Origin of the sequence: Bacillus sp. FJAT-52991 (assembly GCF_037201805.1) — a bacterium.
In the GTDB taxonomy this organism is placed as follows: Bacteria; Bacillota; Bacilli; order Bacillales; family Domibacillaceae; genus Bacillus_CE; species Bacillus_CE kandeliae.
In genome coordinates, this window is record NZ_CP147404.1 from 3,023,219 (window position 1) to 3,041,086 (window position 17,868).

Below are 17,868 nucleotides of genomic sequence, written 5' to 3' on the forward strand. Positions count from 1 at the left end.
ATTGTTAATTAATGTCCAGAAGTCATTTTAATACCTATAGCTCCTGTAATAATACACATCACGAATAGGATCGATCTTACATTTCTAGGTTCATTAAAGAAGATCATTCCTGCTAACACACTTCCAACAGAGCCAATACCAGTCCAGATCGCATAGGCCGTTCCCACTGGAAGAGAAGTTAAGGCTAAAGAAAGAAAATAAAAGCTTAAACTTCCAAAAATAAGACAAGCGACAGAGGGGATCAGTTTTTTAAACCCATCTGCATATTTTAGGCTTATTACACTACCAATCTCGGCAAAGCCAGCAATCAAAAGAAAAAACCAATCCATTGAATCATCCCCTACCCTTGTGTAAGTTGCTTCACTGCTTTTGATGTTGGGATTGTTCTGGGCTCAACTTGATCCCAATGATACCTAATAGCATTAAAGACAAAAAAAATACCTTCAGTGGACTAACTTCCTCTCCCCAAAAAAGCATTCCAATTATGACTGTTCCAATCGTTCCTAAACCAGTAAAAATGGCATATCCAGTTCCCAAGGGAATGGAACGCAAAGCTTTAGAAAGCAAAAAGAAACTGAAGATGATAATAGCGACCGTTATTATACTAGGTATCATTTTCGTAAATCCTTCTGAATATTTAAGACCGATCACCCAGATAATTTCTAAAAACCCGGCCATTATGATATATATCCATGCCACTTGATCCTTCGCTCCTTCGACGTTAACACTTATTTTTGAACCGCGAAGTTCTCCATATATTGATAAATCGCATGCGCTACCCCATTCTCATCGTTTTTAAGGGTTGTTGTTGTACAAACAGCTTTTATGTCATCTTTTGCATTCCCCATGGCTACACTGTATCCAACTTTTGCAAACATCGATAAATCATTGTTGCTGTCTCCGATGGCCATCGCCTGATCTAAGGAGACATTCATTAAGCTGGCCAATTTTTCAAGGGCCAGTCCTTTTGAAGCTTTTCTACTAGTCATTTCAATGTTATGATCGGCAGATGAAACAACCATCAATTCATCAAACTTTTTAAATCGGTTCCATGCTTCCTCTAATTTTTTTTTATCAAAAGAACAGGCTAAAATATTGTTGAATTCTTCTGCTTGCTCCAAAATATCATGGTAGCTTTCAACTAATACATATCCAGACTGATCAAATTGTCTTTCCGCTACTTCCACCAATTCTTTCATATCCGCATCTAAATCTGCGCTTTTCAAACTTTGAATCTCATTATAGAAATGTTTTCTTCCCTTTTCAAGAGTGTAAATGGCTTTATCAGTAAACACTTCGTAATAATAATTCCGTTCATCTAACCATTGGAGAATAGATTCGACACCATCTTTCGTTATCGTAATAGAAGAAATAGACTCTCCACTTTTGGAATGAATGGTTGCTCCGTTTGTCCCGATTACAAATGGAGCAATCCCGGCTTTTTCGCAAATGGTTTGAACGTCAAAATAAGCCCGCCCTGTGGAAATAACTACTTCAAACCCTCTATCTTGAGCATAGCGAATCGCCTTGATATTTTCTTCACTGATTTCATTCTTGTCGTTTAATAATGTTCCATCTAAATCTATGGCAATAAAACTCATAATATAATACTCCTTTTCTCATACAAACTATTACTAACTTATTTATCCCACATTAACCTTGCTCGTACTAGTCGTATTACGAATTGATTATGCTTGAATCCAATTGATTTTTCTTAATTCCGAATGATCATTCCACTCTTCTGGAAATGGTTGTTCACAAACAACTACATCGATTTTTTCTAGCGGCCAAACTTTGCCAAAAGTATCCACACCCATTTTGGAGGAATCCGTTAGCAATATGACTTGCTTGGAGACTTCAACCATCTTGCGTGAAACGAATGTTTCATGCAAATGATAATTACTCACCCCATTTTGAGTAGACACACCGCCGGCTGAGAGAAACGCTTTATCTATATTGAATTGATTTAACATTTGTTCGGTGAGACTTCCAGATATGGATTGGTGCTTTGGATCGACTTGTCCACCAAGTAATAAAATTTGACCTGTGAACCTTTCTTGATTGAGTGATTCAGTCAACGCAGATGATACAGGTAAAGAATTAGTAATGATCGTAATATCCTTTTTCTTTTCAATCGACTTGGCCAATTCAAGCATAGTTGTTCCTACATCAATAGCAATCACATCACCATCGGAAATGAGTTCTACTGCTTTTTGTCCAATTTTAACTTTCGCTTCCTGGTTCACTGTTGTACGATGTATAAACGGAGGCTCCTCAAATTCAAAGACTATTTTAATGGCTCCACCGTACACTCTTTTTAATAACCCTTTTTCCTCTAACATCATCAAGTCGCGTCGAATCGTTTCCTCTGAAACATTAAATTGATCCACCAATTCCACGACTTTTACTTTTCCAGTTTTATTAAGTTCTTTTAATATTTTATTTTTTCTTTCTTCTGGTAAAACAGACATATTTCCGCCCCCATCAATAATCGCTTATAAAATCAGGCATTCCTTCTTCGGAAGTATAACTTGAATCCGTGATCCTTGTTCAAACATTGCCCCTCGTTGGTGAAGATAGTCTACGTGGAAAGAAAACTCTTCTGTTTCTACTTCATATCTTAATACATTCCCTGTCATAGAAATATCTTTAATAAACCCTTTCAGTCGCCAGTTCTCTTGTACATCCATGCTCTCTTCTCCTATAGGAAGCAATGTTAACACTTCTGGACGAAAAGCCACTTCATTCCCTTTTAACTCGGTGCTTCGCACAAGCTTGCGGAAATTTTCCATATTTAATACATTATAATTGCCAATGAATTTTGCAACAAATGTATTGACTGGCGATGTATAAATTTCTGATGGAGAACCGGATTGTTCAATATTCCCTTTATTCATGACGAAGATCCGATCAGACATCGTCATTGCTTCTTCCTGATCATGTGTCACAAAAATAGTGGTAATATCTAATTCTTTTTGTATTCTTTTTAATTCCTTTTGCAAACTTTTTCTAATTTTGGCGTCCAATGCGCTTAATGGCTCATCCAAAAGCAACACTTTCGGCTCCATCACAAGCGCACGGGCAAGAGCGACCCTCTGCTGTTGTCCGCCAGATAATTGATGAGGATAAGACTCTTCTTTTCCTATTAAATCAACCATCTCAATCATCTTTTTTACTTTTGATTTCATATTTTTTACCTTTTTCATTCTAAGACCGTACGCAATATTATCAAAAACCGTCATATTAGGGAAAAGGGCGTAAGATTGAAACACCATACCGACTTCACGTTGACGCGGTGATAAATGAGTAATATCTTTTCCATCAATTAAGACTCTTCCTTGATCAACATCCTCAAGCCCTGCAATTGAACGCAGTAATGTACTCTTCCCGCATCCACTTTGCCCAAGTAGTGTGGCAAATTCTCCTTTTTCTAAAGTTAAAGAGATATTATTTAAAACAACTTGACCTTCATACTTCTTCATCACTCGATCAATGGTTACATAGCTCATTAATTTTCACCTTCTAAAGCAGTTTTTTTATGGCGGGTTTGTTTTTTAAGAAATGAAAGAACACGACTTTTATTTGGCACAGGATTTTTTTCGTTTCTAAACGTCAGTTTCAATACAGTTCCCGTTAATAGTAAAATCACGGAATAATACGTAATCACAATGGCACTCGTTAAGTGACCGCTGCTATTTAACTTGTCTGATAGATAAATTTGAAGCGTTTCAAATCTGCCTCCAACAAGCAAATTAGCCATAGCGAATTCACTAAATAAAAGAGCGACTGATAATAAGGTTGACACTAAAATCCCTGATATAATATTGGGAAACACGACTGTGCGAAACGCTTGAAACTTTGTAGCACCTAGCAATTCCGCTGCATCCACAAGCTGCACGGCATTAAGTGTACGAAGGCTATTACGAATACCTTGATACATAAATGGCAAGATCGTGATGAAATAAGCACCAATTAAAATCCAAGGCGTTCCGGCAATTTGAATCGGCCCATTTGAATACAGTTTGATTAATCCAACAGCCCCAACAATCGGTGGAATTCCATAAGGAAGCATAGCCGCTGCTTGAAGCAGACCTTCCCATCTTCTGAAATAGATTGTGATGATAAAAATAGTTGGAACCATAATAACAACGCTAAGCCCAACCGTTATGACAATTAAAAACAGCGTTCGTTGAAAAGCATCATAAAACCGTTCATCTTGAAATAATTCAACATACCATTTGATTGTATAGCTTTCAGGCAAAATGGTATGATCCCATTTACCAGCAATCGAGAATAGAAATGTTCCGATAAGCGGGATTAATAAATAGATAACTAATAATCCAACAATTACTTTATGAATCGTCAACGAAGATTTCATCGTAAATCCCTCCTAATGCGACGCATCATTCGTTCATTGAACCACATCGCCCCGATCATAGTTGCTGCTAAAAGAACACCCATCGCAGCACCAAGTTGAGGCTTTAATGCCACATCACTTGCAACGAGCGAAGCAATTTGAAGTGATAGTAAGTTATAGTTACTGCCGACCAATGCATAGGCTGTCGCGTAAGCACCCATCGCATTAGCAAATAAAATACTGAATGTTCCTACAATACTAGGTAAAAGAACGGGAATCCCGACGTGAAGCCAAAAGGAGAATTTCGATCCCCCTAACAATGCAGAGGCTTCTTTCCATTGTTTCTTAATTCCTTGATAGGACGGGTAAATGAGCATAACGGCAAGTGGAATTTGGAAATAAATATAAACGAGAATGAGACCTGTCCAGGAATATAAATTAAAGTCCGCAAACACATCCCAACCAAGCTTGGCAAAAAGCAATGTAAACAATCCATTATTTCCAAGCAAAATAATATATGAAAAAGAAAGGGGAATTCCTTCAAAGTTCGATGTCATATTAGCGACCATCAATAGACGGTTTTGTATTTTTTGTGAGAACTTTGTAAAGGAATAAGCTGCAATGACAGCTATAATCACAGAAGTTACAGCAGAAACTAAGGAAATGACAAGGCTATTTTGAATGGCTTGTAAGTAAAATTCACTTTTAAATATAGTGAGATATTGATCAATCGTCACTGTTATTCCATCGTCTGCATAAAAGCTATTTTTAATCATTGCTACTAATGGTCCGATTTCAAACCCAATTACAAACATAATAAATGGCAGTAAAAGAGCTAATAAGTAAACTTTTTGTTTTTTCATTTTTCTCAAGACTTCTCGCTCCTCTTTGTTCTCTAACAATTGTGGAATTGGTTTAACGAACGTACTGTTAAACCAATTCCACTCAACCTTCATTTTTCACTTTACTGGTGAATCGTGTTTTTTTCCTTTAGACCTGGCCATTGATATGACATCATCTTATCGGACGGCTCAATATTTAACAGTTCACAAACGAGCGGGGCAAAAGCTAATTGCGGAACTACTTCACTGTAAACACCAGGCTCAACTTTTGGACTAATGATAAAGAGTGGTACATCACGCTCACCATCCGTTATGCCGCCATGGTTACCCGTTTCACTCATGCCATGATCAGATGTAATTAAAATATGGTAACCTTCTTTGATCCAAATTGGTAACAGTTGTGCTAACAAACTACCCACTTTTAAGATTTGTTCACGATATTCTTTCGATTCTGAACCGAAATTCTCTCCTTTTACATCTACACCCATCGGATGAATATATAAAAAGTGCGGGTCATGCTTTCTGCGTAAGGCTTCTGCATCCATTAGCACATGACTATCTGGATAGTCATCGTCCCAATAAAATTTTCCATATTGAATCGGCTTAGACTCATCCTCTTGATCACGATCTTCTATAAAATGGAATGGCGCGCGATTATAAAGCTCGCTTACCCAGTAATACGATGCCGTTCCATTTCTTAAGCCGTTTTCTTTCGTAAGATGAAAGAGGCTTTTCTCTGTAGATAGACGAACAGCTTGATTAGACGTAATTCCGTTCACTGATGCCGGCGTACCCGTTAGTAACACCTCATATAATGGGCGGGAAAGACTCGGGAGTTCCGACTTTACTTTATAAAGTGCTGCCTGATTCGTTTCAACTAAATGTTGAATAAATCCAAGAGCTTCACACGCTTTATCATATCTCATACCATCAACAACAATTGTTATTACTTTATTTGACATGGACTAACACCTCTTCTTGCCAAATCTGTGGTAACGTTTTAGCTGTTTCTTCCCACGATTTGTAATCTTCAACTGGTTTTGCATTTTTATACTGTTCTTCTGGAACCATTTTTTCAGCTACTTCTTTCGGAAGTTCGACATCACGAATTGGACGGGCAAATCCTTTAGCTAAGTTAATTTGTCCTTCATCACTTAAAATATATTCTCTCGTTGCCATCGCTGCATGCGGATGCTTGGCATATTTATTAATAATCGTTGCGTAGCCGCTTACGACTGAACCTTCACTAGGAATCGTAACTTCAAATTGATCGCGGTTGATTTGTTCAGCGTAACCAAGGGCATTGAAATCCCAAACAAGAGCAACTTCCACTTCCCCTTTTTCGATGTTAGCTGGCTTGGCATCCGTTAAGCTAAGGCGACCTTGCTTAGCAAGCTTAACAAAGTAGTCAATTCCTGGTTGAATATTTGCTTCATCACCGCCGTAAGCCATAGCAGCAGCAAGAACAGCCATTTGATTCTGTGTACCGCGCTGAACATCTCCAACTGTTACTTTATAATCTCCTTTTAATATGTCATCCCAAGATTTCGGCGGATTATCTACTAATTCTTTATTAGTCAAGAAGGCAATCGTTCCTTGGTAGCCAACAACCCAATCTCCGTTGTCATCTTTCGCCCAGTCAGGCACCTCATCCCAATAGGAAGTTTTATAAGGGAGCGTTAGTTCTTTTTGTTCAGCAATGGGTCCAAAGGAAACCCCTACATCGCCCATATCGGCTGTTGCATTTTCACCTTCAGATTCCATTTTGGCGATCTCTTCCGCACTGGATAAATCTGTATCCGTGTGTTCCAATTTATATTTATTCGTCACTTCACTCCACGTTTCTTCCCAGTTAGCCCATGAATCAGGCATACCGACACTATTAATGGTTCCTTCTTCTTTTGCCTTTGTTTCGATTTCTTTCAAGGTTAATGAATTTGGATCCTTAACAGTTGGAGCAGCCTCCTCTTTATCGGTTCCACAAGCAGCTAACCCTAGTACACTTACCCCTAACACCACAGCTTGAATAGACTTGTAACATTTCTTCTTGAATGTGTAATTCACGAAAAGTGCCTCCCTTTAATGTGGATTGATTAATGTTCGTTGCTGTTTATTACGGTTTAATCATAATTAAATAATATTAATTCCACATTAACTAGCTGTTAAGGTTTTGTAAATTAGCTCTTCCTTTCTTACAAACACATTCATGTGCTTGAAATGAACCTCCAAATCTTGGACATATTGGTATTGATAATTTATAAAATGGGAATTTATGATAATCAAAAACAAAAAAATTCAAGTGGTTCCATGATGAACCACTTGAATCAAGATCCTACCCATATAATTATGTGTTTTGCTCAAGCTTTTTCTAAAATGATGCCACTCTTTCCATTTTGTGATTGCTCCATGCTCTCACATTCATTACTTTCCACCTCATTCATACTTCACTCTAGTTACCCCAACGGCTAAAAACATAGTGGCAAACCCAAGCAAGACAGTCGCTGGCAGGGCGATATCTGCTATTGTGCCGTCATTGACAATCAATTCGGTGTAACCTTTCATAGCCCATGTTTGCGGGACGAATTGGGCGATCGTTTGCATGAAATCTGGCACCAATGAGAGCGGCCAGTAAACACCTCCAAGCATACAGGTGGAAACGATCACTAATGTACCAATAGCGGATTGTTGCTCGATCGTTTTCACCAGGCTGGCGATAAATAAACCTAAACCGATGATACAAACTAACAAAGCGGATGTAAGCACGATTAAACCAACCATATCTCCCCAATGGACGTCAAATAATAGCGAAGATGACACCATTAATATAGCGAACTGAATCCAGCCGATCAGGAAAAAAGCAAGTAAGTACCCGCTCATCAATTGCATCCTCGATGTAGGTGTCGATAACAACCGATACCACACACCTGTTGTTCTCGCTTCTAAAATCGTTCCTGTGACGGACATCATCATGATCATAACGAACATGATCGAAAATCCTGCCGAGCTTTGATTCATACCCGTCATGAAGGTTTGTTCTTTTTGACTAACAGCGTTGATCACTGTGACCGCTGACGTCGTTTGTTTTTCAGCAGTTAGCGAGTCAAACATCAGCTGCCCATCTTCACCGCTGTGCTCGCTCCATTTTTCGGCGGCAAGCATTTGAATGTTTATTTTGGAAACAGCATTGTTCACAATTTGCTCGATCGTGCTTGCCGAAGTAAAGGCTGGACTATGATGAAAAAGTACCTCTCCATTTTCAATCACTAAAATGCCTGAGATTTTATTGTTCTGCAGCTGTTCTTTCGCTGTCGTTCTCTTCACTTTCTCTAGTGTAAACAGATCATTTTCCTTCAAATCGTCGGTGAGAGCTGTGGAAAAAGTTGTTTGTTCTTCATCGACCATCGCGATTTTTATTTTTTCCTGCTCCTCTTCACTGAATACACTGCCGAACAACAAAGTAAATAGTAACGGCATCCCGAACATCACTAGATACGATGACGGCTTTTGAAAGACTTTCAAGAGTTCAAAGCTACAAATAGACCATATTTTGCTCATGTTACCTCCCCCTCACTGCGCCCGCAGACGCCATGTCCCGATGATGATGGATGCGATGCCAAATGAAAGCAAAACGGCAATTGGTAAAAGGAGCGCCTCCCAGCTTGTGCCTGCCATAATATCAATGAAACTAGTCAATGCCCATGTGTTAGGTGCAACAAGAGCCATTTTCTGCAAGACCTCTGGAAATACCATGATCGGTACCATTGACCCGCCGAGAAGAGATAAAATTTGCACGCCTATCGATCCGACTGAATCGGCCATTTTTTCATCCGTTACAAAGGAAGCAAGAAGCATCGAGAGCCCAGATACGGCGATGGCATAAGCGATACTAAGCGTGAGTGTTTGCAGCAAATTGTCGCCCCAGTTCACTTTGAAAAAGACCCTCGTGGCCACCATAAACAGTGAAAATTGAATGATCGCATAAAGAAATGTGCCTAAAAATTTCCCGATAAAGATCGTTGTTTTAGTTGTGGGTGTGCTCATTAATCGCGCTAACGTCTCCGTTCGTCGCTCATTCATAATCGACTTGGCCCCTAGCATCGCATTAAATAGTAAAAACATAACCGCCATGGCCGCCGAATAGTATTGCATCGAAGAAACGCTTTTCCCTTCGATCGGCTCTTGCTTCACAAAGGATGTCTCTTCCGCTTCATTAGCTAGCTCTTTGGCGATACTTGAAGCTGTTTCGGCATTGATTGGTGTAGTAGTAGAATTCATAGCAAGCTCCGTCATCACCTTATTCGTCGAATAGCTAACTGTTGTTACACGATCAGTGAATGACTCTGTGATCGCCTGAACAAGTGAAAGCTGAGTGTCTTTACTGGGATCAGCTAACAAAGTCACACTTTTTAACTTTCCTTCTTGTATGTTGGAACTCCACGCAGCGGGAATGATCACGCCGACATCAATGCTCTCATCGTCCATTTTCTTTTGTAACGCTTGTTTAGATGACACTTTTTCTACGTTGAGATCCTTCATTTTCACTAACATGTCCACGAAATTCGTTCCAAGTACATCCGTATCCTCCTGATAAATTCCAACGGTCGTTTCTGGAATGGTGGCATTCTCGCCCATGACACCTTTTAAGGCTGCTCCTAAAATAGCGGTTAATAAAATCGGCATCAAAATCATCATGACGAGGGCTTTTCGGTCGGTCAAATAAGTGACGACATCCTTCCATGCAATCGTTACACTTTTCATAACGCTCCCCCCTAATCCCGTAATGAACGGCCAGTCAGCTGTAAAAATAACGTTTCTAAATTCGGTTCATTTACATGGATGGATAAAACTTGAATCCCCTTCAAAGTGGATACCGAAACAAGTTCTCCAAGTAATTCCTTGTTCATAACAAATAGATCTAGGCTGTTTTCTTCCTTTACATCGACCCTTTTTACCCCTTCGACTGCTTGCAATTGAGCGATATAGTCATCGAACAATTGATCAACCTTCAAATGAATGACAATACCTCCAGCCAGACGTTGGCACAAGTCCGTTTTCTCACCTGAAGCAATCACCTTTCCATGATCTAAAATGACAATCCGTTCACATAAATAATCGACTTCCTCCATGTAATGACTCGTGTAAACGACCGTCATTCCTTTTTCATTCAGTTTTTTGACCGTTTCTAAAATATGATTTCGAGACTGCGGATCAATCCCCACGGTCGGCTCATCCATAATGAGTAGTTCCGGTTCATGCATAAGGGCTGCCCCAATGTTAATGCGACGTTTCATTCCCCCGGAAAATGTTTCGATTTTATCCTTTCCTCGCTCTGTTAAGCCGACAATATCAAGAACTTCTTCCGCTTTCCGTTTCGCATCTTTTCCTGTTAGTCCGTACATTTTCCCCCAGAAAACAAGATTGTCTTTGGCGGACATCGTCGGATAAAGAGCGATATCTTGAGGAACAACGCCAATTTTCTTCCTAACAGTCATCGGCTCTTTGGAAACGGAGCACCCTCCAACTTGAATATCACCTTGGTCCATTGGAATTAACCCACAAATCATACCAATTAACGTCGACTTTCCAGCCCCATTCGGACCTAGCAAACCAAAGGATTCTCCCTTTTTCACTTGAAATGAAACATCAGAAATGACTTTTTTATCACCAAAGCTCTTCTTGACATTCGCAATATGTAACATGGCTAACCCCCATCTCCTTTTGATACATTAAGCGTAATCGATTTCATTCTTCGTTCCATCTTCCAGAAGGTAGAATTTTCCGCATAAAAAAAGCGACCGTCTATGTCGCTTTTCATGTTCCAGTATGTAAAAAGTCATGTATGAAATGTGACGAGTCCAGATCGAATAGCCAAAACCACCGCTTGTGTACGATCACGCAATTCGAGCTTTTGAATAATATTGGAGACGTGGTTCTTTACCGTCCCCTCTGTAATCACTAACGCGTCGGCAATTTCTTTATTATTTTTTCCTAAGCCTAGTTCCTTTAACACTTCAGTTTCACGCTCAGTCAATTCTTTCATTTGTTGAGGTGTGTCAACCGTTTCTTTCTCGTGATCTACTCGTCTTTGTCGAAGAGCCGCTAGCATCGGCTTAGTGAAATCTTGCGGCAACACAATTCCACCTTGATGAACAGTCATCATCGCCTGCACGATCGCATCAGTGGGCATATCTTTCAACAAATACCCGCTCGCTCCTTCCTCTAACGCTTCCATAATCCAGTCATTATCAATGAACCTCCCCCACCTATCGCTTCACTCTTGAGGTGGGAATTTCTTGTCGATCCCCTCGACATCAGAAGCTGGACGATGTCCATAGGTGTACACGGCACCCTCGTCTTTCTTGGGGACTGACGCTCCCATGCAGGAAGCAGTGGTCTTGACGCAAGACATCTCTCGACGGCTTGCTGCCACCGTAAGCAACAGAGAGAGAATGCCATCTCTCCCCGGGGCGGTTCTACCCATCTACTACGCCTGTACAGGACGTAGATACGTGATGACAGTCACCATCACTTCTCGAAACTTCCCGTGCAAATACTGGGATAAGATGTTCCCTGTACCGTGAACATCCCGGTGCCGTTCATATCCGCAAGAGCATTGGTAGTTTCGTGAACGAACTTTATTCCGTTTTCCGCAAACAGGACATGCTTGCGTCGTGTAGGCTTCCTTTTCTTTCGATAATGAGACACCGGCTGCTTCTAATTTATAGGCCAACTGTTTCGTCAGCTTTCCAAAGCTCCAGTTGCTGAGCTTCTGGTTTACTTGTTTGGAACGGATGCGTTTTCGCCGTTTGTTTCGCTTGCTTGTGTGTCGCTGAATACCTTCCACATCGCCAAGAGCGACATGCCCGACCCTTTGTTCCACACACCAGTTCACAAAGGCACGGGTCGTCTTGTGCAGGAGATCCCCTAGCTGCCGTTCGCTTTTCGAGAGAATGTACTTCTTCGCCCGGTGGTATTGGCGCCATTTCCTGGACCCTTTTTGACACCGACTCATGAGGATTTGCAATTCTCTCACTTTTTTGTTTCGCAACCGGTGAACGCTGCGCATCTTCCTGCCAGAAATCACAAGCGCTTGTCCGCTGGTACTGACGGCGGCAATCGTATGAATCTCACCTGGATCAATGGCTACTGTATGACCGTCTTGAACCGGTAGGGGGTTGACTCCATCTTCATACGACAAACAGGCATGCCACCGACCGTCGTAGACGAGTTCCACTTCTTTGACCACGCCGGTTGGGACCGAGGCGAGTGTCAACACGAGTAGTGTCTGCTGTTTCCCCTTCCACCTGCCTAAGCTGAGAGTCAGCTTGCATCCTTTTAGTACGAAAGATTTATCGACCCATTTGGGATGGAACACGAACTTTTCCTTGTATGGATACCGGATGGACTTATTCGTTTTCCGCGCTTGGCGAACCCCATCTCGGGCACGCAGAAACTTGTGGCACACCGCTTGGATCGTCTGACTGTGAAGAGGATACAAGCCTTTAAGTTCGGATTGAAGATCGCTTTTGTTGATCCACGTGCCATGAATCCGGTAGTAATACCGAGCTAGCTGGACGCAGTCATTCCAAATCGTTCCGCAGATCCGGCGTAGGTGAAACAACTGTTGAAGCGTTGGCTGAGAAGCCGTAAAGCCTGTTTTTAACGTTCGATACATGATCATCCCCCTCCCTTGTCATCATTATAACAAGAACAAACGTTCCTATAAAGAAGAAATGGAAAATTTCATCCTTTTTTCTTTCGACAAAGATGGGAAGACGATCAACCAAACGCTTTTCGGCTGTGCCGAGCCGACATTCATCCCCCCCAACAATAACCTATATTTGGTATAATATTGATCATTAACTATTCATCGGAGGAAGCAAAAAATTGAAGCTAAAAAAACTTCTGCTGCTTATATTGCTCGTTACAGTGGTAAATGTTTCATTGTTTACTGTCTTCTTTAGGAAGGGAATGATTTTAGATACGATCGGGATTCATTGGCAATCCCCTTTTACTAAAAACGTGAAGGTAGAAAAGAAGTAGTCACAAGTGGACCAAAATGAAAATGGTGTGGCTGACCCGCTAGATATTGTTCAAACAGCAAGGAAAGAAGTAGAAAATCGAACGAAGTATCAAAGTGCCTACTATGAAGATGGTTATCCGCCAGATCGTGAAGGAGTGTGTACGGATGTCATTTGGAGAGGACTCATGGGGATCGATATTGAATTAAAGGAGCTAATTGATCAAGATATAAAAGCAAATCCGTCTTTATATCCACGTGTAAACGACCAACCAGATGCCAATATCGATTTCAGACGAGTGCCGAATCAATTTGTTTTTCTCGAGCGGCACGCCGAGTCCTTAACGACTGAATTCATTCCAGGCGATCCGAAAAATTTGGCGGAATGGCAACCGGGAGACATTGTCGTTTATGTAGAGGGAACCGATCATACAGGCATCATCTCAGATAAACGAGCAAAAGATGGCGTCCCTTACTTAATTCATAATGCCCCACCCTTTGCCGCAGAAATCAAGCTATCCTCCTATAGCCAACCAATTGCCGGGCATTTTCGTTGGAAATATGAAAATCAGTGAATGTTCGAATAGATAAACTTGATTAGGTGTTTAATATATTTTGCACAAAAGAGGAGCAATAAAGAAACAAGCAAGGTACAAGGAAGACTCAGTATGGGAGGAACAGCGATATCAGGCCAAATATTTATTTGAACCGCTTCAACACCAAGTGTTCGCAATAATCCCGCCAATGCTGCTAACAGCGCACTAATGAGAAGCCCCACATATAAAACCGCTAAAACTGGGAGGGTTAGAACAAGCACAAAGTTTTTCACAAACCTCATTCGCTAGTTCCTTCCATTTGAATAATATGTTGAACAGTAGAGGAGGGATCGATCGCATACCTTTTTGTATAGCGAAGCGTATGAATCTGGCAGCCGGGGCCAATGACCACCTCTTCTCCCTCTACTTCATTCGCTTCAGTCAATGAAAGTGACAGCTGTTTTCCGATGATCGTTTCACATGTTAGCTTCTTCTTTATCAACGAAAACGTTCCCTTTGCACGTTCAACGACAACTTTATCTGCGGTTAGCTTGTGAACACGACTCGCTCCCGACAAGCGGCAATGAACTTGCTTCGCATGTATTTCTTCCCCGCTAAATGCCCCTTTCACATTCATCCATTGACAATCAAGCCGTTTATCCACTTTCAAATATCCGGAACTTTCCACATTCGTCATCTTTCCTATTTTAAGTTGTAAATGACCTAGGTTTTTCACATCGTTTACTTCACATGCTTCTTTCATCATACAAACGCCCTTATTTGTTAGCTGTTCCACCACCACAGAGCCACGGAAAGAACCTTGTCCGAAAATAGATAAATGTTTTACTTCTACATCTTGTTGAAAAGTCACTGTCCCAAGAACACGAACCGTCTCACACGCCTCATTCATGCTTTTCACCTTGCCACTCGTAACCGTCCAAACTTTATTTTCCTTCAAACCCAACACTCCTTTAATCTATATATATTTTATTAATTAAAATATATTACAATTGAAATATATACTTTTGCTTATTCTTTGTCAATAAAAAAAGGACTTCATTTTCATGAAATCCTAAAAAATACGGCTCATTAATTGATTCACTTCGCTTAATGTTTTCGCCATTTCGATTAACTTTTCTTCTGGGAATTTAGTGAATAGCTCCGTCACTTTCGCTTCTCCGCTGGCGGTCAATACCATCTGCACCACTCGTCGATCCGAGCTTTCTCTTACGCGCTGAATCAATCCGAGCTTCTCTAATTTATCGCACATCGAGGTCACTGCACCAGGTGTTACCTGAAAAAACTCTGCAATTTCCGTTGCCTTCATTCCGCCACTCAGTTTTAATTGCAACAATAACACCAATTGATTTTGCGAAAACGGCTCATCAGCTGAAATCAACTCAACAAATCGATTCGATTTTTGCTGGATTTCCAGCATCTCTCGCATAAGTATTTCTACGCTCTTCATTTGCTTTTCGTCCATCCCCATCATCACAACCTAATCAATTATTTATTCCCTAAAATATATAGTTAGTGAAGGATAATGTCAAATGGCCTTTTCGGCGTTATCAGCACTCATCTCCTGTCACTTCAATACATAATACAGTGACCATACAAATATGATGTATAGAACTTAAGTGTTGAATAAGGGAGGGACAAATATGCAAGATAAGACGGATTTCCAGCAGCAAATGCTGATTGCTCCTGAAACGAAGGCGGCTCCGGCGGAATCTTTGACAGAACAAATGTTTATTGAGCGGTCGCTAACTGAAAATAGATTTTGGCTGCGGATTATGAAAGAGCATGCTTATTTTTTAGGAGAGGGATTTAACAAAAAAGATAAACAGCTCATTCAGCAAGCGGCCAATTTTTATAGGTACTTTGAACAACAGGAAAAAAGAGCTCTTCAAACACCAGAAACTGTTCAAGCCGTAAGGAAATTAAATGAAGACAGCATTCAAATCGTTTATGGCTTTCGGAATTTCAAAAGAAATCTCTTACTGATGATCATCAATTGTAGAGTAAGCGGCTTTAATTTTCCACTGCTTGTCGATCATATCGCTCGGGAAGCGGAATATTTTATACGAACGCTAAAAAAATTCAATCAAGGGATTTTAGATCCGATTCAAGATGCCATTATAAGTGAAAATGTCTTTTGGCTACGAATTATGATGGAACATTCTCGCTTTATCGCTTCTTTATTAGACCAGTCTGAACGTAAATTAGTGAACACTGCGCGAGGGTTTGCGGATGATTTTGAAATTTTACTTAATCAAGCAAGAGATGTGGAATCGATGTTATTTAAGAAAGAACCGACCTACCCAATTATCGGAAAAATGAATAAAGATAGTGAAAATGCAACCATAGAACTTCGGAATTTTAAAGCGGCTGGTTTAGAATTAATTAAAACATGTCAAATTAAAAGTGTGATTGATCCTTTGTTAGCTGATCATGTTCTCCGTGAAGCGAATCATTTCCTAGCGATGGTTCACGTGCTAGAAAACCGTTTGAAGAAAAAGCAAAGGGACATAGAAACATGAAAGAAAAACAGCTAAATATAGAAGAAATGAAGCCAAGCTCAAAAGAACAGGGCCTGCCTCCAAAAAGGAGTATCTATCGCAGATCGCCTTTTGGTAGTCAGCCCCTTTTTGAATTAGCCTTTATAAGATAAAGTGAAACTTCAATCAGTGGGGGTTTTCTTCATCCCCCACTGATTGTTAGTTGAACGGATCGGGCGTTTACGAGCTGTTGATCCCCCACCTACATACTTGCGTTTCTTCTGCCATTTTGAGGTGGGGGTCTTACAGCCCGTTAATGCGGGATAAACTTTAATTATTAATATACTTCTCAAACACATGCCCAAAGTCTTTAATATGATACTTATCGTGGGCAGACGTTAACCATTCAAAGCTAAAATCCGTTAATCCTTTGTACGTACCAGCTAAATTTTGATCGTCCGTTCTAGAGCTTTGCAAGATCATTGCCGCTTTATCTAAACTTTGTGTTGCCATTTCCATCTGCAACTCATTATCATACGTAATTTCAGCGATGCGAAGAAGTGATTTATACAGATCTTTCAGCTGCTCAATTTGGTCCTTACGCACGTCAATATCGAATGGCTGACCACCGATCATAAATTTAATTTCTACATCCATATCGATTTTACCGGCCGTTTCTAACAACACGTTAGAAATTTTGTGCTGTGCATACGGATAGCGCTTCAACGTTCTCTTAGATGAGACAGCACTTTCCCCGTCCACATGAATTAACGCTAAGTTCGTAAAGCAATACTCATCCACTTTCGTCTTAATCAAAAAATAAATCTTTTCGTTATCCTCATGCATCACATAATCATCAGCATCCGTTTTATCATAATCTGCCGGAGAAATAATCTTTCCAATATCAGATAAACCTAGTGCATCTGCAGCCATTTTCTTAAACATCGTCTCATCCTTTCTTCGATCTCATTTCGTTAAAACGACTATATTACTATCTCAGTTTAACAAATCCTTTTACAATTCACACTAGTTTTATCCTTAATGAACGACGATCAGCCATGCACAAATCCACTTTTCACCTCTCGTTTAATCATTTCAATGGAAATAGTACCAATCGGTAAAGCAATAGACAATCCAACCACCATATATTTCAGAAAAAGCTCCATCGTCCTACTCCCAAGTTTTCATATAATGCTTCACATGCTGATCTACTTGCATGCCCATTTTTTTATATAAACGTTGTGCTGAGTAATTATCGTTTGCTGTTTCAAGTCTAATTTTGCGTGCTTGATGTCGTTCACAATACGTATAACAAGTTTCCATTAATGCTTGTGCAACACCTTGTTGACGAAATTCTGGCATGACAAATAAATCATTTAAGATGTACATCCGCTTCATCGCTACGGAGGAAAACGACGGATACATCTGTACAAACCCGGCTGCTTGCCCATCTATGCTCGCAAGCCATAGAATCGATTGGTCTTGTTCAAAACGAGCGGTTAAAAAAGCTTTCGCTCCTTCCTTATCACTTGATTGCCCATAAAACTTCCGGTATTCATTGAATAAATCACTCGCCTCTTCCAACGTCTCTCTCGTAAGTAATTGAATGTTCATT

General features: G+C 40.4%; 22 protein-coding genes and 1 pseudogene. 4 read left to right on the forward strand and 19 right to left on the reverse strand.

The genetic code is table 11. The features are described from left to right. Positions 1–8: 8 nt before the first annotated feature. The 14 genes and pseudogenes from WDJ61_RS15590 to WDJ61_RS15655 all read right to left on the reverse strand — a co-directional run bounded on the left by WDJ61_RS15590 (position 9) and on the right by WDJ61_RS15655 (position 12,874). Complete coding sequence (locus WDJ61_RS15590) at positions 9–329, reverse strand: multidrug efflux SMR transporter (protein WP_338751331.1); 321 nt, start codon at positions 327–329, stop codon at positions 9–11. A gap of 31 nt (positions 330–360) precedes the next feature. Continuing rightward, complete coding sequence (locus tag WDJ61_RS15595; RefSeq protein WP_338751333.1) at positions 361–699, reverse strand: multidrug efflux SMR transporter; 339 nt, start codon at positions 697–699, stop codon at positions 361–363. Positions 700–728: 29 nt separating this feature from the next. Next, positions 729–1,601 carry a Cof-type HAD-IIB family hydrolase gene (locus tag WDJ61_RS15600; protein WP_338751335.1) on the reverse strand — a complete coding sequence of 291 codons (873 nt, stop codon included), beginning with the start codon at positions 1,599–1,601 and terminating at the stop codon, positions 729–731. Positions 1,602–1,688: 87 nt separating this feature from the next. Further along, positions 1,689–2,471 carry a DeoR/GlpR family DNA-binding transcription regulator gene (locus tag WDJ61_RS15605; protein WP_338751337.1) on the reverse strand — a complete coding sequence of 261 codons (783 nt, stop codon included), beginning with the start codon at positions 2,469–2,471 and terminating at the stop codon, positions 1,689–1,691. 24 nt (positions 2,472–2,495) lie between these two features. After that, positions 2,496–3,509 carry an ABC transporter ATP-binding protein gene (locus WDJ61_RS15610; protein ID WP_338751339.1) on the reverse strand — a complete coding sequence of 338 codons (1,014 nt, stop codon included), beginning with the start codon at positions 3,507–3,509 and terminating at the stop codon, positions 2,496–2,498. Continuing rightward, positions 3,509–4,378, reverse strand: coding sequence for an ABC transporter permease (locus tag WDJ61_RS15615; RefSeq protein WP_338751341.1), 870 nt, complete (start codon positions 4,376–4,378; stop codon positions 3,509–3,511). The genes WDJ61_RS15610 and WDJ61_RS15615 overlap by 1 nt, the downstream gene beginning before the upstream one ends. Further along, the gene (locus tag WDJ61_RS15620; protein WP_338754820.1) at positions 4,375–5,220 is read right to left on the reverse strand and encodes an ABC transporter permease; all 846 of its coding nucleotides are present in this window, start codon (positions 5,218–5,220) and stop codon (positions 4,375–4,377) included. The genes WDJ61_RS15615 and WDJ61_RS15620 overlap by 4 nt, the downstream gene beginning before the upstream one ends. Before the next feature lie 101 nt (positions 5,221–5,321). After that, positions 5,322–6,161, reverse strand: coding sequence for an alkaline phosphatase family protein (locus WDJ61_RS15625; RefSeq protein WP_338751343.1), 840 nt, complete (start codon positions 6,159–6,161; stop codon positions 5,322–5,324). After that, positions 6,151–7,263 (reverse strand): ABC transporter substrate-binding protein, encoded by a 1,113-nt coding sequence (locus WDJ61_RS15630; RefSeq protein WP_338751345.1) that lies wholly within the window; start codon positions 7,261–7,263, stop codon positions 6,151–6,153. The genes WDJ61_RS15625 and WDJ61_RS15630 overlap by 11 nt, the downstream gene beginning before the upstream one ends. A gap of 369 nt (positions 7,264–7,632) precedes the next feature. Then, positions 7,633–8,754 carry an ABC transporter permease gene (locus WDJ61_RS15635; protein ID WP_338751347.1) on the reverse strand — a complete coding sequence of 374 codons (1,122 nt, stop codon included), beginning with the start codon at positions 8,752–8,754 and terminating at the stop codon, positions 7,633–7,635. Positions 8,755–8,766: 12 nt separating this feature from the next. Further along, positions 8,767–9,957, reverse strand: a complete 1,191-nt coding sequence (locus tag WDJ61_RS15640) for an ABC transporter permease (protein WP_338751349.1) — start codon at positions 9,955–9,957, stop codon at positions 8,767–8,769. 11 nt (positions 9,958–9,968) lie between these two features. Beyond that, positions 9,969–10,898: an ABC transporter ATP-binding protein gene (locus tag WDJ61_RS15645; RefSeq protein ID WP_338751351.1), complete on the reverse strand. Its 930-nt coding sequence runs from the start codon at positions 10,896–10,898 to the stop codon at positions 9,969–9,971. Between the two features lie 134 nt (positions 10,899–11,032). Beyond that, positions 11,033–11,452: pseudogene (locus tag WDJ61_RS15650) on the reverse strand (LuxR C-terminal-related transcriptional regulator); the annotation flags it as partial. 231 nt (positions 11,453–11,683) lie between these two features. Next, on the reverse strand, positions 11,684–12,874 hold the full coding sequence (locus WDJ61_RS15655; RefSeq protein ID WP_338751355.1) for a transposase: 1,191 nt from the start codon (positions 12,872–12,874) through the stop codon (positions 11,684–11,686). A 212-nt stretch (positions 12,875–13,086) separates the two neighbouring features. On the opposite strand from WDJ61_RS15655, the gene WDJ61_RS15660 reads away from it, so the two are divergent. Next, on the forward strand, positions 13,087–13,242 hold the full coding sequence (locus tag WDJ61_RS15660) for a hypothetical protein (protein WP_338751357.1): 156 nt from the start codon (positions 13,087–13,089) through the stop codon (positions 13,240–13,242). 6 nt (positions 13,243–13,248) lie between these two features. Further along, positions 13,249–13,794 (forward strand): DUF1287 domain-containing protein, encoded by a 546-nt coding sequence (locus tag WDJ61_RS15665; protein ID WP_338751359.1) that lies wholly within the window; start codon positions 13,249–13,251, stop codon positions 13,792–13,794. Here the strand turns inward: WDJ61_RS15665 and WDJ61_RS15670 are convergent. From WDJ61_RS15670 to WDJ61_RS15680, 3 genes are all read right to left on the reverse strand, one after another. Continuing rightward, positions 13,788–14,057, reverse strand: coding sequence for a hypothetical protein (locus WDJ61_RS15670; protein WP_338751361.1), 270 nt, complete (start codon positions 14,055–14,057; stop codon positions 13,788–13,790). The genes WDJ61_RS15665 and WDJ61_RS15670 overlap by 7 nt on opposite strands. Next, positions 14,054–14,713 (reverse strand): hypothetical protein, encoded by a 660-nt coding sequence (locus WDJ61_RS15675; protein WP_338751363.1) that lies wholly within the window; start codon positions 14,711–14,713, stop codon positions 14,054–14,056. Before WDJ61_RS15675 ends, WDJ61_RS15670 begins: the two co-directional genes overlap by 4 nt. Before the next feature lie 114 nt (positions 14,714–14,827). Then, positions 14,828–15,223, reverse strand: coding sequence for a MarR family winged helix-turn-helix transcriptional regulator (locus tag WDJ61_RS15680; RefSeq protein ID WP_338751365.1), 396 nt, complete (start codon positions 15,221–15,223; stop codon positions 14,828–14,830). 193 nt (positions 15,224–15,416) lie between these two features. Here WDJ61_RS15680 and WDJ61_RS15685 point away from each other — a divergent pair, with 193 nt between their 5' ends. Continuing rightward, positions 15,417–16,295 (forward strand): DUF2935 domain-containing protein, encoded by an 879-nt coding sequence (locus WDJ61_RS15685; protein WP_338751367.1) that lies wholly within the window; start codon positions 15,417–15,419, stop codon positions 16,293–16,295. After that, a complete protein-coding gene (locus WDJ61_RS15690; protein WP_338751369.1) occupies positions 16,292–16,426 on the forward strand; it encodes a hypothetical protein in 135 nt (44 codons plus the stop codon). The genes WDJ61_RS15685 and WDJ61_RS15690 overlap by 4 nt, the downstream gene beginning before the upstream one ends. A 157-nt stretch (positions 16,427–16,583) precedes the next feature. Here WDJ61_RS15690 and WDJ61_RS15695 read toward each other — a convergent pair whose 3' ends face one another. Further along, positions 16,584–17,198, reverse strand: a complete 615-nt coding sequence (locus WDJ61_RS15695) for a PH domain-containing protein (protein WP_338751371.1) — start codon at positions 17,196–17,198, stop codon at positions 16,584–16,586. Positions 17,199–17,423: 225 nt separating this feature from the next. After that, on the reverse strand, positions 17,424–17,867 hold the full coding sequence (locus tag WDJ61_RS15700; protein ID WP_338751373.1) for a GNAT family N-acetyltransferase: 444 nt from the start codon (positions 17,865–17,867) through the stop codon (positions 17,424–17,426). Between the last annotated feature and the right edge of the window lies 1 nt (position 17,868).